The 24,611-nt window shown below is 62.1% G+C and carries 20 protein-coding genes; 7 read left to right on the top strand and 13 right to left on the bottom strand.

Annotation, left to right across the window (positions count from 1 at the left end):
- Positions 1 to 93 precede the first annotated feature (93 nt).
- Both rpsM and rpmJ read right to left on the bottom strand, forming a co-directional pair.
- Positions 94 to 471, bottom strand: a complete 378-nt coding sequence (gene rpsM / locus IAE77_RS05965) for a 30S ribosomal protein S13 (RefSeq protein WP_294223243.1) — start codon at positions 469 to 471, stop codon at positions 94 to 96.
- A gap of 31 nt (positions 472 to 502) precedes the next feature.
- Positions 503 to 616, bottom strand: a complete 114-nt coding sequence (rpmJ, locus tag IAE77_RS05970; RefSeq protein ID WP_133796336.1) for a 50S ribosomal protein L36 — start codon at positions 614 to 616, stop codon at positions 503 to 505.
- 190 nt (positions 617 to 806) lie between these two features.
- Here rpmJ and IAE77_RS05975 point away from each other — a divergent pair, with 190 nt between their 5' ends.
- Positions 807 to 1,457, top strand: coding sequence for an SGNH/GDSL hydrolase family protein (locus tag IAE77_RS05975; RefSeq protein ID WP_294223252.1), 651 nt, complete (start codon positions 807 to 809; stop codon positions 1,455 to 1,457).
- Positions 1,458 to 1,459: 2 nt separating this feature from the next.
- Positions 1,460 to 2,491 (top strand): quinone-dependent dihydroorotate dehydrogenase, encoded by a 1,032-nt coding sequence (locus tag IAE77_RS05980; protein ID WP_294223255.1) that lies wholly within the window; start codon positions 1,460 to 1,462, stop codon positions 2,489 to 2,491.
- 27 nt (positions 2,492 to 2,518) lie between these two features.
- Here IAE77_RS05980 and IAE77_RS05985 read toward each other — a convergent pair whose 3' ends face one another.
- Positions 2,519 to 3,013: a DUF3592 domain-containing protein gene (locus IAE77_RS05985; protein ID WP_294223258.1), complete on the bottom strand. Its 495-nt coding sequence runs from the start codon at positions 3,011 to 3,013 to the stop codon at positions 2,519 to 2,521.
- Positions 3,014 to 3,088: 75 nt separating this feature from the next.
- Between IAE77_RS05985 and recJ the strand changes: the two genes are divergently transcribed.
- Positions 3,089 to 4,804 carry a single-stranded-DNA-specific exonuclease RecJ gene (gene recJ / locus IAE77_RS05990; RefSeq protein ID WP_294223261.1) on the top strand — a complete coding sequence of 572 codons (1,716 nt, stop codon included), beginning with the start codon at positions 3,089 to 3,091 and terminating at the stop codon, positions 4,802 to 4,804.
- A gap of 70 nt (positions 4,805 to 4,874) precedes the next feature.
- Here the strand turns inward: recJ and IAE77_RS05995 are convergent, their stop codons facing one another.
- From IAE77_RS05995 to IAE77_RS06020, 6 genes are all read right to left on the bottom strand, one after another.
- Entirely contained in the window at positions 4,875 to 5,360 is a 486-nt protein-coding gene (locus IAE77_RS05995; protein WP_294223263.1) for a hypothetical protein, read from the bottom strand.
- Positions 5,361 to 5,461: 101 nt separating this feature from the next.
- Positions 5,462 to 6,925 carry a DUF1501 domain-containing protein gene (locus IAE77_RS06000; protein ID WP_294223266.1) on the bottom strand — a complete coding sequence of 488 codons (1,464 nt, stop codon included), beginning with the start codon at positions 6,923 to 6,925 and terminating at the stop codon, positions 5,462 to 5,464.
- A gap of 76 nt (positions 6,926 to 7,001) precedes the next feature.
- On the bottom strand, positions 7,002 to 7,793 hold the full coding sequence (locus IAE77_RS06005; protein ID WP_294223268.1) for a hypothetical protein: 792 nt from the start codon (positions 7,791 to 7,793) through the stop codon (positions 7,002 to 7,004).
- 58 nt (positions 7,794 to 7,851) lie between these two features.
- Positions 7,852 to 8,637, bottom strand: a complete 786-nt coding sequence (locus IAE77_RS06010) for a hypothetical protein (protein WP_294223269.1) — start codon at positions 8,635 to 8,637, stop codon at positions 7,852 to 7,854.
- Positions 8,638 to 8,639: 2 nt separating this feature from the next.
- Complete coding sequence (locus IAE77_RS06015) at positions 8,640 to 9,380, bottom strand: prolipoprotein diacylglyceryl transferase family protein (RefSeq protein ID WP_294223273.1); 741 nt, start codon at positions 9,378 to 9,380, stop codon at positions 8,640 to 8,642.
- A 62-nt stretch (positions 9,381 to 9,442) separates the two neighbouring features.
- Entirely contained in the window at positions 9,443 to 11,008 is a 1,566-nt protein-coding gene (locus IAE77_RS06020; RefSeq protein ID WP_294223275.1) for a hypothetical protein, read from the bottom strand.
- Positions 11,009 to 11,183: 175 nt separating this feature from the next.
- Between IAE77_RS06020 and IAE77_RS06025 the strand changes: the two genes are divergently transcribed.
- From IAE77_RS06025 to IAE77_RS06040, 4 genes are all read left to right on the top strand, one after another.
- Complete coding sequence (locus IAE77_RS06025; RefSeq protein WP_294223278.1) at positions 11,184 to 11,855, top strand: sigma-70 family RNA polymerase sigma factor; 672 nt, start codon at positions 11,184 to 11,186, stop codon at positions 11,853 to 11,855.
- Positions 11,856 to 11,949: 94 nt separating this feature from the next.
- Positions 11,950 to 12,660: a sigma-70 family RNA polymerase sigma factor gene (locus tag IAE77_RS06030; protein ID WP_294223282.1), complete on the top strand. Its 711-nt coding sequence runs from the start codon at positions 11,950 to 11,952 to the stop codon at positions 12,658 to 12,660.
- A 42-nt stretch (positions 12,661 to 12,702) separates the two neighbouring features.
- On the top strand, positions 12,703 to 15,801 hold the full coding sequence (locus tag IAE77_RS06035) for a WD40 repeat domain-containing serine/threonine-protein kinase (protein ID WP_294223285.1): 3,099 nt from the start codon (positions 12,703 to 12,705) through the stop codon (positions 15,799 to 15,801).
- A gap of 60 nt (positions 15,802 to 15,861) precedes the next feature.
- Entirely contained in the window at positions 15,862 to 19,944 is a 4,083-nt protein-coding gene (locus IAE77_RS06040) for an Ig-like domain-containing protein (protein ID WP_294223288.1), read from the top strand.
- Positions 19,945 to 19,982: 38 nt separating this feature from the next.
- On the opposite strand, the gene IAE77_RS06045 is transcribed toward IAE77_RS06040, so the two are convergent.
- From IAE77_RS06045 to IAE77_RS06060, 4 genes are all read right to left on the bottom strand, one after another.
- Entirely contained in the window at positions 19,983 to 20,654 is a 672-nt protein-coding gene (locus IAE77_RS06045; protein ID WP_294223291.1) for an immunoglobulin domain-containing protein, read from the bottom strand.
- A 277-nt stretch (positions 20,655 to 20,931) separates the two neighbouring features.
- Complete coding sequence (locus IAE77_RS06050; RefSeq protein WP_294223293.1) at positions 20,932 to 22,095, bottom strand: kelch repeat-containing protein; 1,164 nt, start codon at positions 22,093 to 22,095, stop codon at positions 20,932 to 20,934.
- On the bottom strand, positions 22,092 to 23,147 hold the full coding sequence (locus IAE77_RS06055) for a sialidase family protein (protein WP_294223296.1): 1,056 nt from the start codon (positions 23,145 to 23,147) through the stop codon (positions 22,092 to 22,094). The genes IAE77_RS06050 and IAE77_RS06055 overlap by 4 nt, the downstream gene beginning before the upstream one ends.
- A gap of 78 nt (positions 23,148 to 23,225) precedes the next feature.
- Positions 23,226 to 24,611: a hypothetical protein gene (locus IAE77_RS06060; RefSeq protein ID WP_294223302.1), complete on the bottom strand. Its 1,386-nt coding sequence runs from the start codon at positions 24,609 to 24,611 to the stop codon at positions 23,226 to 23,228.

Consider the following 24,611-nt stretch of genomic DNA (forward strand, 5'->3'; position numbering starts at 1 on the left):
GGGTGCTGCGGCCGGAGCGGGAGCTGCGGCAGCGGGTGCGGCGGGGGTCGTTTCGTCAGCCATATTTGGGGGAACGGATCGTTGCGAGGGTGATTACTTGGAGGCCTTCTGAGCGCCGACGGTCTTGCGCGGACCTTTGCGCGTGCGGGCGTTCGTGTGGGTGCGCTGGCCACGAACTGGAAGGCCGCGACGATGACGGTGAGCGCGATAGCAGTTGATGCCCAGGATGCGCTTCATGTGAATCTGGATTTCACGACGAAGGTCACCTTCGATCGGAATCTTGAGCGCCTGGATGGCCTGCGTGATGATGGAGATCTGCTCGTCGCTCAATTCGCCCGCACGGATGTTCGGGTCAATGTTGGTGGCAGCGAGAACTTTGCGGCTGAGGGGAAGACCAATGCCGTAGATGTAGGGCAATGAATATTCGATCTTCTTTTCGTTCGGGATTTCGACTCCAAGCAGGCGGGCCATAATTCAGTGAGGTGAGGTGGTAAAAAAGGAATCAACCCTGGCGTTGTTTGTGACGCGGGTTTTTGCAGACGACACGGACGACACCTTTGCGACGGATGACGCGGCAAAGTTCGCAGAGGGGTTTGACGGAGGTACGGACACGCATACTTGGAAGAAAAAAGGTGAGTCTTTGGGGGAACTCAAAACCCCGCCTTGGAGCGGGGGGCGGGATGTCTAACACAGTCGAAATCTCGCGCAAGCTGGATTTTGCAGTTTTACACAGGGTTTTTGGTCCTTCTGAACAACTTGGGACAGCAGTTGCCGCCGCCTGCGGGCAAGGCATGATGCGCAGCCACATGAAAAACGTCCTTTGTTTTGGTGACTCGAACACCTGGGGCTTCATCCCCGAAAGCATCACAGGCCCCTTCCCTGAACGCCACCCTTTTGCCGTGCGCTGGACCGGCGTTCTTTCCAGGGAGCTCGGATCGGGCTTCCGCGTGATCGAAGAGGGCCAGAACGGCCGCACCACGGTGCATGATGATCCGTTTGCAGCCGTGCGTAATGGCAAAGCGGTGCTGCCCGCCATTCTCGAAAGCCACAAGCCCCTCGATCTGGTGATCCTCATGCTCGGCACGAACGATCTGAAAGCCGTCTTCAGCGTCACCCCCGGCGAGATCGCCACCGGTGTCAAAGTCCTGGCCCAAATGATCCTCGGCAGTGATGCGGGCATCAATAACCGGCCGCCCAGGCTGCTGATCATGTGCCCGCCCATCATCGGTGATCAGCCACACCTGCCGGATGTCGCCGCGAAGTTCCCCAATGCCCAGCACGACAGCCGCCAGTTGCCCAGACACTATGAAGCGCTCGCCACGATGCTTGGCTGTGCCTACTTAAATACGCAGTCGCTGGTGGAACCCGGCAGCGACGGGATTCATCTCGACGCCGCCGCTCATGCGAAACTGGGCCTTGCCGTGGCCGCAGCCGTGAAATCCATTCTTCCCGCTTGAGCATGACTTTGATCGAAACCTTCTACCCCGTGATGAAGCCGTGGCTTTTCCGCCTCGATGCGGAAAAGGCCCACACATTAACGGTGAAACTCATGATCGCGGCCCACCGCCTCGGGCTGCTGCAGTCCGTCGTCGGCACTCCGCAGCAGCCACGCACGGTCATGGGCCTGACGTTTCCCAATGTGCTCGGCCTCGGCGCAGGCATGGACAAGTCCGCCAGCGCTGTGGATGCCTGGGGCGCGTTGGGTTTTGGCTTTGTCGAAGTCGGCACGCTCACGCCACGACCTCAGCCCGGCAATCCGAAGCCACGACTGTTTCGCCTGCCCGAACACGAGGCCTTGATCAACCGCATGGGGTTCAACAACCCAGGCATCCAATCAGCCGTGGACAAGCTGCAACGTCGCAAGACCAAGGCCGTCGTCGGGGTGAACATCGGCAAGAATTTCGACACACCGAATGACAAGGCTGTGGACGACTACCTCATCTGCCTCAAAGCGGCGTATTCGGTGGCCGATTACATCGCGGTGAACATCTCCTCGCCCAACACCAAGGGCCTCCGCGATCTTCAGGCGGAAGATGCCGTGCGCCAGTTGATCTCCACTTTGAAGGACGAGCAGGCATCGCTCCAGGCCCAACACGGCAAAACGGTCCCGCTGCTCGTCAAGATCGCCCCGGATCTCAGCGACATGCAGATCGAGGCTCTCGCCCGCGTTTTCAACGAGCAACGCATCGACGGCGTCATCGCCACCAACACCACCATCGACCGTGAAGCGGTCGCCGGACACGCCCGTGCCCAGGAAACCGGTGGTTTAAGTGGTGCCCCTGTGCGCGAGCGCTCCAACATCGTCCTCAAAGCCTTCCACACACTCCTGCAGCCGGACATTCCCATCATCGGCATCGGCGGCATCGTCAAAGGCGGTGACGCGGTGGAAAAACTCAACCTCGGAGCCGCTCTGGTGCAGGTGTACAGCGGGCTCGTCTATCGCGGCCCCGCCTTGGTGCGCGAGGTGCTGGACCAGACGGCCTCATCATAGCCTCGTGGCCGGTGAGGATCTGACCTCTCACCTCCGCAGCGCCCCGCGCAGCATGCCCAGACCACCGGCAATGAACAGCATCGGGAACCAGATCGAATAAAGCGCCGCACGTGTCGCATGCTCCAGCACCGCGTCGGCAGGAGAGCGCGGGTTCACAAAGCAGGTCTGCGCGGAGCCAGGCGGGTAGTTCTGCTGTTTTTCGCGCGCGTTGTCCAGATGCTGCGTCGGCGCGGCCTCCACCTGGCGGATGCGCGTGCTGCGGTGCACCTCGCCATTGATTTCATACTCATATCGAAGCTCGACACGATGCGCGGGCTCGGAATTGGGCGTCGGACGTTCGCTGACGACACGTGATGACACGATGCGGCATGGCACGGGTGTCCATCCGCGTGTGATCTGCGCTTTCTCATACGACAACCACATGCGCCACGCGAAAAACGAGCCTGCAACGATGAGGAACACGCCCATCCCGCCGAGCCACCAGCGACCGGAGGATGAAGAGGTGATTGGATTCTGCGACATGGGGGTTTGGAGGCGCGGTTTGACTCCGCAGCAGGCGTGTTCCATACAGAAATGCGCCATTCACGCAAACCACACATGTCCGAACCTGTCCCCTTCTCGATCCGTCCGCCTCGCTGGCTGCTGAAGCCTGCGGTGGAGGGCGCTGCCGAGCTGGCGGCGGACACCGGCGTCTCGCCGCTGATGGCCCTCCTGCTGGCCCAGCGTGGCATCACCACCGTGGAGCAGGCGCGCGATTTCCTCGTGCCAAAGCTGGCCTCTCTTGGCGATCCCACCGTGCTGCCGGAGATGCCCACCGCGGTGGAACGCATCCTCAAAGCAGTGGATAACAGGGAAAGCGTGGTGCTTTACGGCGACTATGATGTGGATGGCGTCACATCGATGGCGCTGATGCACCTGATCCTGAAGGCCTACGGGTTGGACACGCATCTGTTCCTGCCCACACGCATGGAGGAAGGCTACGGCCTCAGCCATGATGGCATCGCACGCTGCTACGAGCAGTTTGGAAAGCCGGACCTGCTCATCGCGCTCGACTGCGGCACGACCTCGATCACCGAAGTGGCGAGACTACGCGAGGACGGCGTCGATTGCGTCATCATCGACCATCACGAATTGTCCCCTCAGGGCCGCCCGAACTGCCTTGCGCTGGTCAATCCCAAGCTCAGCGACTCGCATCACTACTTCTGCACCGCCGGGCTCGTCTTCAAGGTCTCTCACGCGCTCCTGAAGACGCGAATGATCGAAGACTATGACCTGAAGGAGACGCTGGACCTCGTGGCACTCGGCACCGTGGCCGATCTGGTGCCGCTGATCGATGAAAACCGCCTGCTGGTGCGCCGCGGACTCGAAGCGCTGGCCCAGACGCAACGTCACGGCCTGCGGGCGCTCAAACAAATCGCCGGCGTCGAGGGGCTCGTACAGACACATCACGTCGGCTTCCGACTCGGCCCGCGCTTGAATGCCGCCGGCCGCCTGGACACCGCGTCCACCGCCTTGCAACTCCTGCTCTCGAACGATCCTGAGGAAGGCGCGATGCTGGCCGCGCTCCTGGAGGCACACAACAAGGACCGCCAGAGCGTGGAGCAGCAAGTCCACGCCGAGGCCGAGGCCATGCTTTCCACACTTGGCGACATCGAAAAAACCTCCGCCATCGTGCTCGGCTCGCGCAAGTGGCATCCCGGCGTCATCGGCATCGTCGCCTCACGCATCTCGCGTCTCTGTCACCGGCCCACGATTCTCGTCTCATTCGATGACAACGGCATCGGCAAGGGCAGCGGGCGCAGCATTCCCGGCTTCTCCCTTGTCGAAGCCATCGACATCTGCCGTGCGCATCTGCTCGGCGGCGGCGGTCATGCCATGGCGGCGGGCATCTCGGTCGCCGAAGCCAGCCTTGATGCGTTTCGCGAGGCTTTTGCCACCGCAGCCCGCGAAGCCTTGAGCAAGGAGGCCATGACGCCCGTGCTCGAACTCGATGCCGAGGTGAAGCTGCGTGACCTGTCGCTGAACTTCTTCGAAAGCTACAAGCTGCTCGAACCCTTCGGCCAGAAGAACCCGGAGCCGCTGTTCCTCTGCCGCAGAGTGACCCCGCGTCTGCCAGGACGCGTCATGAAGGAAAAGCATCTCCGCCTCATCCTGACCCAGGATGGTTCCTCGATGGAAGCCCGCTGGTTCAACGCCCCCATCGGCCACCTCCCGCCAGCCCCTTGGGATGTCGCCATGCGCGTGCAACGCGGCTGGTTCCGCGGCCAGGAGCAGTGGCAGCTCACCCTGGAAGCCGTCCGCACGGCTGAGTGACGAAGCCCGCCCCCACGTTTCGAGCAGGCTCACGATAATCGTCCGCTGAACTGCCCGCACCAGTTGCCGATCACTTCTTCAGCGTCAGCTTCGGATCAGTCAGCAGCTTGTAGGTGTGAAGGTCGCCGGTGCCACGAACCAGCACCCACACGGGAATGCCTTCCTTGTTTGCCGCAGCGACCAGGTCATCCACCAGCTTGTTTTCCGCCGCCCGCCAGACCTTGTCGTCCAGCAGCTCCTGCTGCCGCTGCGGCAGCCGGTCCTTCTTCTTGTCGTTCAGTTCGATCGAGTGGGTGGCGCTGTAGATGAAAATGCCATCCTTCTGATCCTTCACGGGCGTGGTCTTGAAATGAGTGATCAGATTCACCGCAGTCTCAGCGGTCGGATTGCCCGCCGCTTGATCGGTCACCATCCATTGCGCCGCGTCCATCTGCGGTGAGGTCGCCATCGGAACGACGGTGTAGTATTCGTTGAGCCGCGCACGCTTGGTCGGCGCATCGGCCGCCTGCAAGTGGAGGCCCAAAAACAGGACGAGAAGCCAGGGGAGACGGTTCATGAAAAACGGCATATCAGACCGGCCCTGGCCGGGAAAGGAAAAAGATGCCCGACGACGGGCATCCATCTCGCTGGCGGCTGCAACACCCAAACAAACAGCCGCTATGTCAGCACCGCCTTCACCGGATGATGCTCCTCCACTCCCGTGAGGCGCTGGTCGAGCCCCTGGAACTTGAAGCTGAACTTCCGGTGATCGATGCCCATCAGTTGGAGGATCGTGGCATTCAGATCATTGATGTGCACCGGGTCCTTCACGATGTTGTAGCTGTAATCGTCAGTTTCACCGTGCTCGATGCCGCCTTTGACGCCGCCACCGGCCATCCACATCGTGAAACAGCGCGGATGATGATCGCGGCCGTAGTTGTCCTTGGTCAGCGTGCCCTGGGAATAGACTGTGCGGCCGAATTCGCCGCCCCAGACCACCAGCGTGTCCTGCAGCAGGCCGCGTTGCTTCAAATCCATCACGAGGGCCGCGCAGGCACGCTCGCTGTCCTCCACCTGCCCGCGTAGCAGCCGGGGCAGGTTGTTGTGCTGGTCCCATCCGCGATGCAGGATCTGCACCACCCGCGTCCCGCGCTCGATGAGGCGACGCGCCATGATCGCACTGTGGGTGAAGCTGCCGGTGCGCTGCACGTCCGGACCATACAGGTCCAGCGTCGCCTTGCTTTCCTTGCTCAGATCGGTCAGCTCCGGCACGCTGCTCTGCATGCGGAAGGCCATTTCATACTGGGCGATGCGTGTCTGGATCTCCGGATCGCCCACCCGGTCGTGATTGATCTGGTTCAGCCGGTTCAGCGCGTCCAGCATCGTGCGGCGGTCGCTGCCATCCACGCCCGGCGGATTCTTCACATACAACACGGGATCGCCCTGGCCGCGCAGCGCCACACCGGTGTATTTCGTCGGCAGGAAGCCGCTGCTCCACATGCGCGTGAAAAGCGCCTGCGCCTGGCTGGCGGCGGGAAAGGTGGGCGTGAAGACCACGAAGGCCGGCAGGTCGTTGCTCTCGCTGCCAAGGCCATACGCCAGCCAGGAGCCGATGCTTGGCTTGCCCGGCACCTCGCTGCCGGTCATCACAAAGGTGCAGGCAGGGTCGTGATTGATGGCGCTGGTGTGCACGCTTTTGATCACCGCGATCTCATCCACGATCTTTGCCGTGTGCGGCAGCAGCTCGCTCACAAAACGGCCGCACTGGCCGTGCTGCGCGAATTTGAACATGCTCGGCGCCACAGGGAACCGCGCCTGCCCGCTCGTCATCGTGGTGATGCGCTGGCCGTTGCGAATGCTGTCCGGCAGATCCTGGTCAAAATGCTTCTGAAGCTGCGGCTTGTGGTCCCACAGGTCGAGCTGCGAGGGAGCCCCGTTCATGTGCAGGTAGATGATCCGCTTCGCCTTCGGGGCAAAGTGCGGCAGCCCCGTCACCGGCGTGTGGACATTCGACATCGCCGCAGCACTGGCGAATTCGGAGCCCAGCAGGCTGGCCAGCGCCACATTGCCCGCACGGAAGCCGACGTTGCCAAAAAACTGCCTGCGGGTCTGCTGCTGGTGATATTCGAGGAGGGGGTCCATGCGGCGGATGAAACGTCACGAGTCGGCGCTGGCTTGCGGGGCGCTTTCACACACCTCGCAGGCTCCCCCCCGGGTCTCAGCGGCCTTGCGGATGCTTTTGCAGAAACAGCGAGTCGATCCCGCGGCGTGGATGCTCCACCACGCCGCCCGCGCTCGACACCCCGCGTTTCACGAAGTTCAGCCGCATGAGCGAATCTGGATTCTTCGGCAAAAGATTCTGCGTTTCCGAATGCACCCACCACGGCCCTTCCAACACGACCTCCTGGGACGGCGCACGGTAATGAACGTGCCGAGCACGGGCGGAGAACGTGCCCTCCGGCGTGATCACCGTCACCTTCGCCGCCGCAGCCTTCGCCAGCCGGACGCCACCAGTTTTGCCGTCCGGCACGTAGCGGATTCTCTGCGCCTCGATCATCACAAAGGGCGACTCACATAGCACCAGCCGCCGCGGCGGCTTCGTGGGCTCCATGTCCAGCGTGTTGCCCGAAACCCAGGTGAAGGGATCAGCCCAGGTCAGCGTGTAGGTCACGCCATCCACCAGGGCAGAGGCGCCTTTGCCAACCATCGTCCCAGGCTTCGTCGCACTGCGGCCGCCTTGCCGCCCCGAAACCTCCTCGTCCGTGACGATCAGGCCTGCCGGGTCCAGCTGGCGGGGCAGGATGGCGAGCTTTGGCAATTCCTTGGCTGCCCATTCCTTCAGCCGGGGATCCGGCAGTCGGTTCAGCGGCTCATCACGGTTCGTGACCGAATCATGCACCCCATTCACCGCCGCCGCCGACCAGATGCCGACGCACGGCGTCAGCCAGGGAAAAGAAAACAGGCATGCGGCAACGACAAACAGCCTGCGGCGAAGATTTTCACGCTTCATGGCCGTCATGCTGACGCACGACACACCCGCCAGGCAAGCCAGGAGTTGAGACCGGCCGTCAGTGAAACACCTTTTTCTCCACCACCGGCCCGCTGGCCGTCACGCGGCGTTTCTTGAAGTCCAGCCGCATCACCGTGTCCTCCTTCGCGCCTTTGATGTGCTGCTCGCCCGACTGCACTGTGGGATCACCTTCCAAAACGAGCTCGCTCGATCCCCGGCGGTAATGGATTCGTCTGGCGATGCCAAAGAAGGTGCCGTCCGGCGTGATGATCGTGACCTTGCTGTGCGTGTCAGCCCGTGCCAGAACCGGCCACAGCTCTTCATCGTTGCCGAGGTAGAGCAGTTCCTCCCCCTGGAGGAGCACAAAGGGAAACTCATTCAGCGCCAGTTGGCGGCGCTTGTCGTCGAACTCACCCGGCACCTCGTCCAGGATCTGGTCATCTTCCGAGTTCGAGAACCAGAGGTCGCGGGTCACGGCATCGGAAGCCGCCAGCAGCACCGAAATCTGCCCGATCAGCCGCCCCGCCCGGCCCTTCATGCCCGAACCCGGCCTCGGTGCTTTCCTGGCGGCCTTCGCGGGCAGTTCGTCATCCCGGACATAGAGGCTGGCCGACACGGACTTGCCCGTCTGCACCTCCAGCCGTGGCCCGGGACGTGCCGCCCACTGCTTCAGGTCCGGATGCGGCAGGTAATCCAGCGTGTGCCCCGCCAGAGGCCGGGAGGCGAAATTGATCACCCCGGAGGCGACCGTTCCCAAACCGAGCGTGCAGGAACTCAGCGCGAGCAGCAGGACACCTGCGACGCACACGGACGGGACTGCGCATTTCATCGTGGGACGGGGCATGATCACGAAATCGAGACCCCATCAGTTGCGGAGGAAGCCGCCGAACTCAACTGGCTCCGCCGCCAAAGCATGACCCCCCCGACACCCGCCATCATCAGCGCGATGATTTGATAACCGCTGATGCCGGACGCCAGCTTCGGCGTGTCACGCAGGAACTCATGCCCGAAACGGAACAGCCCGTAAGCGACGAGGTAGAGGAAGAACAGCCGGTCCCGCAGCAGACCGCGTCGGCGCAGCAGCAGGATCGCGATGAGAATGCCGATCTGAAACAGACCCTCGACCAAGGGTGCCGGCCAGCGGGCGATGCCGTTCCCGTCACGCGCGGCAAACACACCCGCCACCGGCTTGCCGAGGCAGCAGCCGTTCAGGTAGCATCCCACACGGCCCAGCAGGATGCCGACAGGCACGATCACTGCAAAAGCATCCCCCGTGGACTGTTTGTGCCCCGTGAGATGCTTCGTGATCTCCACTCCCGCATACGCGCCCAGCAATCCCCCCAGCACCGACTTCCCCGTGGCCCAGCGCAGCCAGCGATCCGGCCGCTCCCACTCCAGCCAGCCCTCCGCCAGCAGATAGGCCATCTTGGCCCCGGCAAAGCCACCCACCAAGGCCCCGAGGTAGATCAGCAGCAGATCGCTTTGCCCCTTCGACCGTCGATACCAGTAGATCGCGCCGATGAAAATGCCCGCCGCCATCAAGGCCGCATAAGCCGGGCTGCCTGGAAGGATTTGATGCTGGGGCATGGTCGGCAGGGCATCTCGCCGTGCCACGCCGCAGCGTCAACTTTGAACCCTACCCCAGACGTTCAGTGAAGCGTGATGGCATAAACCGTGGCACTTTGCAGATGCAGGCGGATCAAATGGGAGCCTTTGGGCAGGTCGGAGAGCTTCTTGTCCTTCCACGCAAAGCGAAACCGAGTGGTGTTCTTTTTCTTCAAGGGCACGCAGGCGAGTTTCTCGAAGCCAGGGATGCGAAAACCCTGCGCGTCGAGGATTTCACACCACACGGCTCCGTTCGTCGTGTTGGCATTCACATAGATTTCGGTGTGTCCGGCGAGGTCGAGCGGCTTCAGCGTGATCTGGCCGATATCCGGCGGCGATTTCACTTTGGCAGTCGGAGGCTGCGGCTCGCTGCGCAGACCCGCAAACCGGTCCAACGGCAGCGAAACCATGCCCACGCCGCTCTTTTGCTGGTCGCCGGTGATGTTTGATCCGCCCCCGATGGCTCCGCTGCTGTAGGCACCGTAATAAAAGCGCATCTCACGACCTTCGATGACCACATCGGCATTCGTCAGGATGCAGCCGCTATCGAACTGCTCGCCTGGGCTGCGTTTCAGCCACCGATCCTCGCGAAACGGTCGCTGCCAGTCGAGACCATCACGACTGAGCATGAGTTCGATCTCCATCGTGCCACCACCCGGCCGGTCGAGGATTTGATTGAGGCTGAAGTAGAGGTCGTGACGGAAAAACACCGGCGAGGTGTGAAACTCCAGCGCTCCATCCCGCTCATCGGGGAAACACACGATCTGCGGTGCGCTCCAGTGCAGCAGATCGCGGCTTTCGATGCGTCCCATGGCATGCTTCCAACCGAGATCGCCAGCCGGGCCGTGCATCCACGCCTTTCCATAGATGGCCCACAGCTTGCGCTTGGGATCGTAGAGCGGATCGGCCGCGTCCGACATGCTGATGGGCAGCAAAAGTTGCCGCTTCACACGCCCCTCTGGCAGTGTCGTCTCCTGATACGGATTCGTGCCCGCCAGCGGCGGCGGCACATTCTTTCCGCCGAATGATGTGGCATACAGCGGCGCTTCGGGATGCTTCTTCCAGTGAATGCCATCGGGTGAAAAGGCCAGATGCAGGCCTGCGATGACTTCGCCTTTCGTGTTCCTGGCCCAGTCATAATAGAGCATCTTGTAGCGCTTGGCGGCGTCCGACTCCTTCGCATCGACGATGACGCTGTTGCAGTAGCGGTCGCCATACAAGCCGCTGCCAACGAGCACGATGTTGGTGTTCTTCTCGCCATCGAAATCGAAGAGGCCGAGATTCGGCTTCGTGAATGTCACCCCGTCCGACGACTCGGCGTAGCAGACGACGCACTCGTGTGTTTTGAGCTGCGCCCGCTTCCCTGCGTAGGCCTGATACCAGAGCTGATACCTCCCGCTTTTGTCGCGATGCACGCTCGTCCAGCCGATGGCCATCTCCCACGGCCTGTCCTCGGTGATGAGCGGGTTCGCCGCATGTCGCACGGGTTTTTCCAGCACACGACGCGTCCCCGCGCGAAAAAGAACGTCGTGATCATCGACGAACAGGATCGTGCGCTCCGCTGCGAAGGTGAGACCGGGAGCCAGAAGAGCGAGCCACAATGCTTTCATAATCTGAGTTGGATGCTGGGAAGCCGGAGTGTTTCCTACGCACTGCGGCTGGCTTTGATAGACGATCCCGCTGGTTCCCTTTACACTCCAGCGCAGCTGATTCATAACGAGAACCAGTTCCACGTTCCTTCATCCCAACGCCAGCCCGCGTTTTCAGACGACGCGGTGGACGATCATGGGCGGGGCGGCAGATGAAAAAGAGCGTGATGCAGCATGGGGGCACTTTTGCTCGGCCTATTGGTATCCGGTGTATGCGTTCATCCGGCGGCGCGGCGAGTCTCCGGAGGAAGCAAGTGATCTGACGCAGGCATTTTTCGCGAAGCTCATCGAGCAGAACTGGCTGGCGCAGGTGGAGCGGCGTGAATCGCGCTTCAGCACGCTGCTGATCACGATCTTGAAGAACTTCCTCATCAAGCAGCATCGCCGTGAGGTGGCGCAGAAGCGCGGCGGCGGCGAAAGCCCGGTGCCGCTGGATCTGGCGCAGGCGGAGAGCTGGTTCGGTGCCGAGCCGAGCACGACGGAGACGCCTGAGACGCTCTTTGAGAAGCGCTGGGCTCACGCGGTGATGGAGGCGGCTCTGAATCGCTTGCGCGAGGAATGCCTATCGACGGGCAAAACGAAGGTGTTTGAGCTGTTGAGCCCGTTTTTGAGCCGTGAGCCTTCTTCCGGCGATTACGAGGTCGCCGCTGAAAAGATGGGCATCGCGACACGCAGCGTCGCGGTGGCCGTGCATCGTCTTCGCGCTGATTATCGTGCGATGGTGCGCGAGGAAGTCTCCGCAGGTCTGCGTGATCAAAAGCAGGTGGACGAGGAACTGCGAGCACTGGCCACGGTAATGACCCGGTGATGCGGGATTCCAATACTGACACTCTTGAGATGCGGTGATGGCACCTCGTGCAATCTCACTGGCGAATCAAACCTAAACCCCGTAATGAACATCCATGTCCTTTCCTGATACTCGCTGGTCCATGCTCGCCGTCGCCACGGCGCACGGGGATGCGGCATCAATGCAGGCGCTGGAGGAGCTTTGCCGACGCTACTGGAAGCCGGTGTTTGCCGTGGTGCGGAGTCGTGCGAGTTCGGACGGACAGGCGGAGGAGCAGACGCAGGCGTTCTTTGTGCATCTGCTGGAGAAATCGACCTTGCGGCGGGCGGATCGGGCGCGGGGGAAGTTCCGCACGTTTCTGCTGACGGTGCTGTGGCGGTTCCTGCGGGATGAACGCAAGCGTGCCTCGGCTGAGAAGCGCGGTGGCGATACGCAGGAGTGCAACATCGAAGACGTGGAAGATGAACTCGTGGCCGATGACCCGGCGCTGGCGGAGACGCTGGATCGCGAGTGGGCGCTGGCGGTGATGGAGCGTGCGCTGGCGTCGGTGCGGCGTGAGGTGATCGCGGTGCGTGGCGAGGCGGTGTGGCGGCTCTTGCGTGGCTTCTTGCCGGGCAGTGCGGAGATGCCAGCGATGAGCGATACGGCACAGGTGCTAGGCATCACGGAGGCGGGTGCGCGCACGGAGATTCATCGGCTGCGAACGCGATGCCGTGAGGCGCTAAGGCGGGAGCTGATGAGCACGGTGTCATCGCCGGAGGAACTGGAAGACGAGATTGCTTATCTCGGGCGTGCTTTCCGGAGTGCCTCTGCGGCGATGTCTTGAAACGCGGCTGCCTCTGTTCCCAAGAATATCCACGAGCCTACGATGAGCGCCCCTCCAGCCCAGTGCCCAATCTGCCAGACGCCTTTCCCTGAAGGCCGACTGGAGGGCTTGTGCCCGGCTTGTTTCTTCTCGGCAGCGGATGAACTGCCATCGCAGGAGCTGGTGCGCGGGCGTGAGATCGCACGCGGTGGGATGGGCATCGTGTTTGAGGCTGAGCAGCAGGAGCCACGACGAACGGTGGCGATGAAGATGCTGCTGCCGCGCTGGTGCGAGGACGCGGAGGTGCGCGAGCGGTTCCGTCGCGAGGCAGCGGCGATGGCGAGCCTGGAGCATCCGGCCATTTTGCCCGTGTATGAAGTCGGCGAGACGGACGGGCTGCCGTGGTTCACGATGAAACTGGCGGCAGGCGGCTCGCTCGCGACGCGCATGGCCGAACATCGTGGTGACTGGCAACGCAGCGCTCGAATGGTGGCGAGGCTCGCGGGTGCGCTGGCCTTTGCGCACGAGCGCGGTGTGCTGCATCGCGATGTGAAGCCGGGGAACATTCTCTTCGATGACGAAGGCGCGTGCTACCTCGCTGACTTTGGGCTGGCGAAAGATCTCTCGATAGCCGAGGCGGGGCTGACGCTGGAGGCGCAGATGCTCGGCACGCCTCACTACCTCGCGCCGGAACTGGCCTCGGGTGCCGTGCGCACGGCGACGACGGCGAGCGACATCTACAGTCTCGGTGCCGTGCTCTACGAGCTGTTGAGCGGGCATCCGCCGCATCAAGATGATCACCTTCCGGCGCTGCTGCGACGGGTGGCGGATGAACGTCCAGCCTCTCTCACGCAGTGCATTCCATGCCCGCCGCGTGATCTCATCGCGGTGAGTGAGAAGGCAATGGCTCATGATCCTGATCATCGTTATGCGACCGCGCGTGAGCTGGCTCAAGATTTGACACGCTTCGTCCGCAGCGAGCCCGTGCTGGCGCGACAGACGGGCAAAGTGGAGGCGCTGTGGCGCTGGTGTGCGCGGCATCCGGCGGTGGCGGCGCTGCTGGCCCTGGTCACGGCATTGCTCGTGCTCATCGCAGCGGGTTCGATGGTGGCGGTGGTGCGCATCACGCATGAGGAGCAGAAGGCGGTTGCGGCCCGAGATGAGGCCGAGGCAAGCTCACGAAGCAGCAAGCTAGCCGCCGCCGAAGGACTGCGCCGGGCACGGCAGCCGCGCTTTCGTGATCTCGCGCTGGAGCGTGTGATGGAGGCGGGCTCACCTGACGAGGATGACGAGATGCGCGTGAATCGCCGCTCGGAGGCGATGGCCATCTTTGCTTACCCGGAACTGCATGAGCATTCACTGCCAGTCACCGATGCTGGCTGGTCGCTGGCCGTCGTTTCAGCGGGCCATGAGTTCTATGCATGGCGAGGCAAGGAAGGCTGGCGTATGACACGCGGTCGTGATGGAACGGTGGCTTCGCAATCATCCACCCAAGGCTCGCCGCATCTGCTGAGTCGCGATGGTCGCTGGCTGGCGGTGATGGTGGCTGAAGGTTGGCAGCTATGGGATGTGTCCAAGCCGGAAGCACGACTGCATGACACGCTGCCGGGCTATCCCGAAGACCTCAGCGACGATGGCCGACTCGTTGCCTTTTACCATCAGCAGCGTCTCGGTGATGGCATGGTCTTCGCCGAGGTGCGTGAGACTTTGAACCAAACCACGCGCTTCAAGCTCACGTTCCCGCAGGTCTCGGTGAAGATGCGATTCAACGCCGATGCATCGCTGTGTGCGGTCGCGCCGAGTTCGTATCTGAACGACTCCGACTTCCCCTATACCGTGCGGCTGCATCGGAATCATGATGGCAGCGTGGAGCGCGAACTGTCCGCAGGCATGAAGAACTGCATCTGGTCCATGGCATGGAGTCGCGATGGCTCCCTGCTCGCTGCGGGTGAACGCGGCGGCGCGACTTTGGTTTGGAACACGCTCACTGGCAATCCGCGTCATCTGCTGCGTGGTGCAGGCACAGACATGTGGCTGCTGGCCTTCAGCGAGGAGGGGCGCTACCTCGCCAGTATCAGCTCGGATCGTTTGCTCAGTGTCTTCGATGTGGTGAGCGGCTTGCCAGTCGCACGAGGACACGAGTGGGTGCCTATTGGCGTGCCGCGCATGTTTTGGTCCGAAGAGGAGCCAGACGTCTTTGGTCCCATCTCGATTGATGGGCGAAATACCTTTGTGCGTGTCGAGGCGGGTGCCTTCGACAGCTTCACCACACCGGACTCGCACGGCAGTGTGCAAGGCATCGCAGTCTCGCCGGGCAAGCGCTGGCTCGTCGTCGGTGACTCGCGTCATGCGCGTGTGTGGACCACGGCGGGCAAACGCGAGTGGAGTGTGCTGGCGAAGGGCTTGTGGAGTGACTTCGCTTTCTCCGCGGATGGTCGCTGGCTCTACGGCGCTGGCGAGCCGGGCGTGGCGCGATGGCAAGTCAACGAGCAGGGCGTGATCGATTCCTCTCGGCATGATCTCATCATCGGTGGCTCGCATCACTCCCTCGCGCTCAGTGCATCCGGTGATCTGCTCGCGACTGATGCAGGCGATCGCTCGGTCGTTCACGTCATTCGCAAGCCTGCTGCCGAGATGCAGGTGAGCGATCTCAAGCATCAGCGCCACGCTTCATCGCTCTCGCTGACTCGCGATGGCAAGCTCCTCGCCGCCGCCTCGGCTGGAGGTGTTAGCGTGTGGCGCACTGAGACAGGCGAGGTGCTGCATCAGCAAAAACAGCCCGCGCTTTGGACCACGTTCAGCCCGGATGGAAGATGGCTCGTGCTCGGACGAGGGCGCTACGAAGTCTGGCGCACCTCCGACTGGTCACGCGTCCACACCTTGGACATGCGCTCGATCGATCCCGTGCAAGCTCGTGCCGTTTTCACGCCCGATGGACGCAGCCTCGCCACCGCGCACGCCTTTGGCAGAATCGGACTCTGGTCAGTCACCGACTGGAAACGCTACGCCCTCATCGAGAGCCCCAACAGCCAGCCCGTCGGACGCTTCTGTTTCACCCCCGATCAAACCCGCCTCTACATCGCCAGCAGCAGCGGCATCGTGGAAACCTGGGACCTGCGGCGATTGGAGGATGAGTTGAAGAAAATCGGGCAGGGATGGTAGAATTCTGAAACACCCGCGCTGCGATGTCCAAGCAGCTCTTGGAATCCCCTTTCTTCACTCATGATTGCTCGACTCATCGCCTTTTGTCTCCTGGCCGCTAGTGCTGTGGCCCAAGTGCCGTCGTTTCACGCACCAGCGCAACCGACCGGCTCCATCACCGTGAAGCTGCATCCGATGGAAAACGTCACGACGGGCTCGATACGGCTGGTGACTTTTGGTGTGCCGTTTCCGCGTGGCTCCATCACGACAGCAGGATTGAACACGGTGCGTGTGCTCTCCAATGGCAATGAAGTGCCCGCGTATGTGGAGCAGCAGACGCCGTGGCGGCATCTGACGAACAATGCGCTTGATGGGCAGTCCGTGCGTGTCGCGCGCATTCAGATTCAGCACAGCTTTGCCGTGTCGTATCCGCAGAGCGAAAACATCACCATCGAATGGGGTGGCGCGGCGAGGACGCAAAACGTGCTCACGCTCACCGATCCGCGCACAGGATGGCATGCGGTGACGAGCGGTTCGTTCGTGGCGGCGGATGGCATCCAGGAGCCGGATGTGTATGCGCTTTTGCCAAAGGCGGTTCTCTCGCAGGGAGTGCTGAGCTTGCGCAGGAGCACGCCCTTTGCAGATCACATCGCGGAGACGCGCGATGATCCGAGCGTGATGGATGCCACGGAGCACTGGCCGGGCTACGAGGAGGCGGATCGTGCCTTCAAAAACTTCTTCTACACCTCGATCAATGAGGATGATCCACTCGTGAGCGGCTACGAAGGCGGCCAGCTCGTGGATTACAAGGTGGAGTCGGAGCCGTGGCTCTATGATCGGGCGTCGGCGTTCTTCATGCTCTATGTGAAGACAGGTTTTCTCAAGCCGCTGCGCGAGGCGGTGCGGGCGACGCAGTATTATAAGAGCAAGCTCTTCGGCACGACGGTGAGTGATCCGCATCGCGGCATCTTCAGCCTCAAAGCGCCGACCATCGGCGATGTCACCGGTGGCAATACCGCCATGTATTCGTATGCGGAGTGCCTCGCTTATGACCACTGGCTCACGGGTGATCCGCAGATGATCGAGCCAGTGCGCTGGGTGACGGCCACCCATCAGGCGCTTACGGAGCCGAGCCGTTGGTCGCCCGCGCTGCAAACCTGGACGGAGCGCCACACGGCCTTTCGCACGCTGGCGAATGTGGTCGCCTTTGAGCTGACGGGCGAGGCCTCGTATCGGCAGAACGTGCTCACGCAGGCCGCGGACTTCATGTGGCATCAAAACGGTGCCGATGGAGACATCCCGGCGAACAAACTCGATGGCGGGCTCTACCACTACGGCACGCAGCATGGAGATGGAATTTTCACCGACCTCATCGCATCCCCTTGGATGATGTCGCTCACACTGGATGCCATGCTGCGCGTGTATGCTGTGTCAGAAGATCCAGCGATTGCCGATTTCATCCGCCGCGGTGGCAAGTTCCAGGCCGCGTGCACGCACTACAACAGCGATCACGATTACGAATACTCCGGCGCGCTGCGTTATCCGTTTTACCTCGCGCGATTCGACGGCACGCCGGACGCCGTGGATGGCTATGACACCTCCACCATCGAGCACTCGAAGGAGGTGCTCACCACCATCGCGTGGGGCAGCTACTTCCAGCATTTGCTCAGCGGCGTGCCGTTTCCCGCGATGGAAGCCAACGCCCGCGAGCTGTATCTGGCCTACGACATCGGCGTGAATCACTGGACGCGTCCCGCCGCGCCACCGCTGGGCCTCACGGCGTATCGCTGCATCCCGCCGCGCAAGTTTGCATGGGAAAACCGGCCTTCTGCGAGCCTTTCATGGGTGATGAGTGTCATCGACACGATTTCGCCACCGCCAGTGGTCGCGATCACCTCGCCGGTGCAGAATCAGAACTTCACCGCGCCCGTAAACATCCTCATCGAGGCCACCGCGAGCACCACCAGCGGCACGATTGCCAAGGTGGAGTTCTTTGATGGCTCGGTGAAGATCGGCGAGGACACCACCGCGCCGTATTCGCTCCAGTGGAACAACGTCATCGCCTCGCTGCCGAGTCATGTTCTCACGGCGAAGGCCACGACCTCGCTCGACGTGGTGGGCAACTCCGAGCCGGTGGGCCTCAATGTCGTCTCGCCCACGCATCCGCAGCTTACGATCACCAGCCCGGCAAACAACGCGACCTTCACCGCGCCTGCCAGCGTGACCATCAATGCCACCGCGACACCGGAAGGCAGCAGCACCATCACGCGTGTCGTTTTCACGCAAAGCTACCAGCCGCTGCATGAGGACACCGCGCCGCCGTATTCGCACACCATCACCGGTTTGCTCCACGGCACGCACGGCTATGAAATCTGGGCTTGGGATAACAACGGCGGCTACACCGTGCAGACGCTCGAAGTGAATGTGCAAACACCCACGCCGCCGAGTGTGACACTCACCGCGCCCACCATCGGTCAGCAGACGACGAATGGAGCGGTTCTGCACATGACCGCGAATGCCTCCGCGCCGGGCAGCAGCATCACCCGCGTTGTTTTCTATGCTGACAGCACTGAGGTGGGCGAGGACACCTCCGCGCCGTTTGAAGACGACTGGCTTATCTCATCGCGATGGGCCGCAGGCACGCACACGTTCACGGCACGGGCTTTTGAGACAAATGGTGGCAGCGCGGACTCTTCGACGACGTTTGAAATTGTCTCGCTGCCTGCGATGAGCGTCAGCATCGACTCGCCCGTGCCAAACGCGTCGTTCCCATTCCCCGCGACGATTCCGATCAGCGCCAGCGCATCAGCCACCGGCACGAACGTTGTGCGTGTGGAGTTCTATGGAAACAACAGCTTCGTGAGCAGCGACGATACCGCACCTTTCACCGCGAACTTCACGCCCACCTCCATCCGCCAGTGGGAACTCCGCGCCCGTGCGGTGGATGCGCTGGGTCGCACACAAGACGCTGCCATCACCGTGCATGTCACCGGCCCGGCCATTCCGAATGTCACGCTCACTTCGCCACCGAGCGGCAGCATCCTCACCGCGCCTGCCACACCGGAACTCACCGCTGATGCGAGCGTGAACTTCGCCACGATCACCCGCGTGCAGTTCTACGATGGTGAGACTCTTCTTGGCGAAGATACGACAGCGCCGTTCAGCATCACTTCACCAGCATTGAGTCTGGGCGATCACCGCCTCTATGCCATCGCCACGTCATCCACTGGCACGATGAACCAGTATGACTTCAACAAGGTCAACATCGTCACCGTAGGTGCTCCTAACTCTCCCGTGGTCGTTGTCACCTCACCGCGTTTCGATGGCACGCAGCAGGCCCCATCCTTCACCACCGTGAGGTTTGCCGCCAGCGCGCAGCACACCGGCGGGCTCGGCATCCAGCGCGTCGAATTTCGCTTGGATGGTGCCCTCGTCGCCGAAGACACCACCGCTCCCTTTGAGTATGACTGGACCGTGGGCACCAACTACGGAAACCACTTTCTCGTCGCTCGCGCCTACGATGAGAATGGCGTGTTCGCCAACTCGACGGCGGTCGATTTCGACCTCGTCATCCCGCCGTCCATCGTGATCATGTCGCCCGCTTCAGATGCCACAGTCGCACCTGACACGCCGGTCACTGTCATCGCCCACGTCGTCGCGGGGAACAATCCCCTCGATACCGTCCGCTTCTACGCGAACAACGTCCTGCTCGGCTCCGACACCACCGCGCCTTTCTCCATCGACTGGACTCCGCCAGAGATCGGCAACTACCAGCTAAGTGCTTATGTGATCGATCAACGCTACGCCGAGGACTATTCGCCCGCAGTGCCCGTCACCAGCGCCTACACGCCAATCCAGCAGTGGCGCGTGACGCACTTTGGCTCGCACCAAAACAGTGCCCATCGGGCTGACGATGCTGACCCGGATGGCGACGGCTTGAAGAACCTCCTCGAATATGCACTCAACGGCCATCCGTCTCTGCCGAACACTGCGCCGATGCCCCGCCTGCTCCTCAACGGCACGTTCGACTACACACCGAACCCCGCCGCCACAGACATCACGCTCACCCCGCAGTGGTCACGCAATCTCACGCAGTGGTTCGACACGTCGCCGGCGAGTGGAGAAGCACGTCTTTTCCGGAGACTCCGAGTGACCCGCCCATGAAGCTCATGGGCAGCACCGCCCCACACATCCGTCTCTGGTCACGGATACCTCACGCGGTAAAACCGCCGCGATTCATCCATCGCGACGCTGTAGGACGGGCTGATGCGGTAGATCGGGGTACAGGGGCCGGCGAGGTCGGTGGCGAATTCGAGGATGCCGGTGGCGCCGGGCCAACTGAGGACGAGGCCGGCGCCTTGCACGACCATGCCAACGCCGTCGTTTTGCAGCATGAGGCGGATGGGCGCGGTGGTGGCCTGGTTCATCGCGTTGGTGGCGCGGAGGGTGTAGAGGCCTGCATCGGCGGCGGTGGTGCCGGTGATGGTGAGCGTGGAGGTGGCGGTGCCGCTGAAATGCGCGTCATCAAAGATGGCGGTGCCATTTTGATGCCACTGAAGTGTCAGCGGCCGCTGGCCGGCGTGGATGGCGCGGAGCTGGATGTTTTGCGCGGAGCCAAAGTTGATCTCGACGGGCTGGTGGATGGTTTTTGTCTTCGCGCTGAAGTGCAGCTCGCGGGTGTGCGCAGGGCCTGTGCTAGGATTGAGAGGCGTGTCGTGCCAGACGAGGCAGCGGCGGTGGGTGTCGAAGACGGCGAGGTCGATGCCTTGACCAAAGGGGCCGGCCTCCGCGCCATCTGTGATGACCGTGCCCGCGATGTCGTCGAGGGTGCTGGAGTTCCCACGCAGGAAGCATGTGCCATCCCACCAGAGCACGGTGGTGAGACTGGGCGCGACACTGGGGGATAGATTGTTGCTGAGATGGGAAGTCCGACGCGGCGGCACACGGGATCGTAGAAGGCATAGCGGCTCTGGCGGGTCCCCATGACGCGCAAGTTAGAAGGTGGCGTGCGGCTGGCCGCATGTCGCACGGGTTTTTCCAGAACGCGACGCGTCCCGGCGCGAATAAGAACGTCGTGATCATCGACGAACAAGATCGTGCGTTCCGCAGCCTGCGCGACTGAGGCGGCGCAAAGAAACAGAAGCAGGATCTTCATGGTTTGAGCGGTTTGATCGTGCCGACGAGGAAGTGGTCGAAATGACTGCCGCCCGGGCCTTCGCCGCCCGCGACGTAGATGCGGTCGCCGATGATGCACACGCCGGGATCATTGAAGACGCCGCCCGGAGGCAGAGCTCCGGCGCAGCGCATCCAGCGGTTTTCCTGCGTATCGTAAACAAAGGCGACATCATTCCAGCGCGCTCCCGCTCCACCGACGGTGATGATGTAACGGCCAGCATAAGGTGAGCCCTCCCACCCTGAGATCGGTGTCGGAAACTCGGCGAGAGCACTCCACTCGTTCGTCTTGGGATCAAAACACAGGCATTCCTTCAAGCGCTCGCGGGCTTTGGCCGTCCAGGTGACGCCGCCCAGCATGTAGAAGCGTTCATTCAAAACCGCCGAGGCACACCAGCCGCGCGGAGTTCCTGGAATGGACAGCATCGTCCGCCATTTCGACGCGGGCTGGTCGAGATCGAGCAATTCGGTGACGCTTTGGATGGTTTTCGCGCTGTAGCCTTTCTCGGCGATGTCATAGCGGTTCCCACCGGCCACGATCAACGCGTTGCCCACGCGATCCGAGGCTGGGTGAGAGCGCGGCACGTTCAGCGAGGCCACGGGCTGCCACTTCAGCGGCTGCTCGCGGACTTTGAGGCAAAAGACCTCCGCTGCAGGCATGCCGGGCTTTCCTTGAGCGAATCCGCCCGTCACATAGACCGCATCGTCGGTGGCGATGGCACGCGTGTATTCGCGTCGGGCGGGAAGATCGGGCAACGGCGTCCATTGATCAGTCTGTGGATCGTAAATATGCGCCCAGCGCGAGGTGCGATTGCCCGGCTCGTCCGAGCCATCTCCTGCCGGGATGAATCCGCCGACATAGTAGATCCGGCCATCCACGACCACCATGCCACCTCCGCTGACACCGCCGTGAGGTCCGGGTGCGATGAACGGCATCGTTTCGACCACCCACTCGATCTCGCCGAAGACGGGCAGTTGTTTCAACTCCTCCGGCATCTCTTTGGACAAAGCCCGCGCCTTTCCCGCCACCTGAACCATCTGCTCGCGCTGAGCCTTGCGCGCGGCGATGCGCGGATCGTCCGCCGCGTCTGCCGCCGAAGCTGACCAGATCAGCCCAAGGATCAGATGCCGCACGAGCTTCATGGCTTCGGCGCTTCCCAGATCGCCACGCCCATGTGGTAGCGCTGGTGGTTCTCGCTGGCCTTGGAATACCAGGCGGTGACGAGTTTGCCATCGGCACGCTGGATGGTGCTGGGGTAGCCGCAGTCGGACTCGAGCGTGTTCGCGATGCGGACGGGCTCGGTCCATGTTTTGCCTTCGTCGGCGGTGATTTTGGCAAGGACACCGGTTTGGCCTTTGATGCGGCTGCCGTAGGCAAGCAGGATTCGTCCATCAGCGAGGCGGATGAGGTGGCCGTTGATCTCGTTTTTAGCAGTGACGCGATTTGGCTCGCCCCAGGTCACGCCATCGTCTTCAGAAATAAAGAGGTCCATGCCGGTCTCACGCGCGGCGGCCATCCAGCGTTTGCCACCGAGGTGGAGGAGAGTGGTCTCGTTGCTCTTCGGGCCGATGGTGCCGGTGCGCTTCCAGGTTTGGCCATCGTCATCGCTGCGGAAGTGCCAGGAGCGGTAACCTTTGGTTTTCGTGCTCTTGCTGGGATCGGTGAACTCGCCGCCGTAGCACGAGACGTGCAACGCGCCGTCGTCGCCTTGTTTGATGTCGCCAAACGGGATATAATGCGTCCATCCAGCATCGGGTGCGGGAAATTCTTTGATCTGCGACCACGTCTTCCCACCATCGCTGCTGCGGCAGACCCAGTTGCTGAGAATGTCATCACGGAAAACGGCCTGTTTCGGCCGCTGCGGCTGCTTCACATCCGTCCAGCCGGAGCAGAGCACGAGAAGGTCGCCGTTCTTCGCAAGTCCTGCAGCCACGTTCATGCGATTCGTGTGCGGCTCATTCGGCGCGGGAATGCCGCGCTTCGTCCAAAACTGCCCGTCGGGGCTGTTCCAGCACTCGGCGGCTCCTTCCATCTGTCCGTGGCTGGGTTTGCCGAAAATGGTCGTGTTGATGCTGCCATCCGGCAGCAGCGTGAGGTTCGGCCACGCGCAGACATTGTCGATGGCGATGAAGCGCTGCATGTCGTCAGCGTAGAGCGAAGAGCAGAGGGCAAAGAGGAGAATGAGGCGTTTCATGATCGAAAGGGTAAGTTGGAGTGTAGGCTTTAGCCGAGATGGGAGCTTTGCGGGTCGCCTGAAGGCTGGACTCCAACCTCACTCAGCGAACCTCCACGCATACAAATCCGCGTCCTTCATCATCACGCGGAGTTGAATGGTCTTTCCGGCGAGCTTCGAAGTATCGAGCACGTTCGCTTCAAACTCATCGCCGTAGATTTCGACCGTCTTCGCGGCCACAGCCCCGCTTTCATCAAGCGCCTCGACCTGCACGCTCCCTGCGGCGGAGGTGGCGTAATTCAAAACAAGCTTCGAGCCGGTGACTTTGATCGGCTTCGTCGTGAAGCTGCCGCCTTTCGCATCGGCGTGCATGGAGGCGAAGCCCTGCTTGCGCACGGTGAGGCGGCGGATGCGATGATCGGGATGGCGGTAGTGCTCGCTGATGTAGAGCGACCATTCCCCTTCCCCGGTCACCACGATTCCATTGGCGGTCATGTTGTTGCGGTCGGTCCAGTTCAGCGGATCAGGCCCCGGGCGCACCCATGCTTCGAGAAACGGCCGGTCCCAGTGCACGCCATCACGGCTGGACATGAAGACGGCATCGCTCACGCCCTTCTCCTTGTGGGTGGTGACCTTGTGGCGGCTCGTCATGAAGCGCTTCGGAAACGAGAGAAACAAATGCGGCGCGGTGGGGCACGGAACCGTGGCGCTGGTGTAGAAGTGTTCCCAGGGCACGCCTTCGGCGTATGCATGCGGCACACCGTCGCTCCAGCCGAGAAAATCGGCCGAGTGATGGCTCTGCACCGCGCGGACCTTGTTCAAAAAGATGCGGCTGAAGCAGGCGTAGCGGCTGCGAGTCGTGTCGAAGAACGCAAGGTTCTGCGAGTCGAACGCGCCTTTCGTGATCACCGGCGTGTCGCGCATCTTCTTCCAATGCACCCCGTCAGCAGAAGCGAAAGCATAAAGCCCCCCCGGCGTCTCGCCTTGATGCCAGTTCTTGCCCGGCTGCTTCACACCGCCGAGTGCTTTGAAGCGCTCCTCAGCCTTCGCTGACGGGTTCGCATCAAGAAAGGGCGAGAAGTTGTGCGATTCGACGCCCCGCCAGATCACGTTGTTGTCCTTCGTGCCTCCGGCCTCGATCAACCCGAGCTTCGGACGAGTGAAATGAATGCCGTCCGTGCTTTCAGCCACACAGGTGACCTGCGCATCGCTGTGATCGCTGCCACCGGATGAACCCCGGTAGTACATGAGCACCTTCTTCCCATCCTGGATGACACTGAAGTAGGCGCAGGTGTGCCCTTCCCAGGGCTTGTCGGTGGTGAGCACAATCTCGCGCTTCACCGGCTCATGCAGCTTCAGGGCCAGGCCCTTCTTCTCCGCGACGAGGTACTCATCGACAAACAGCTCCCAACGGGTGCCAAGATCAAGCGGCTGGGCCACGAGCACGCTGGGGAGGACCATCAAAGAAAACAGAATCGGTTTCAT

Origin of the sequence: Prosthecobacter sp., assembly GCF_014879935.1 — a bacterium.
In the GTDB taxonomy this organism is placed as follows: domain Bacteria; phylum Verrucomicrobiota; class Verrucomicrobiia; order Verrucomicrobiales; family Verrucomicrobiaceae; genus Prosthecobacter.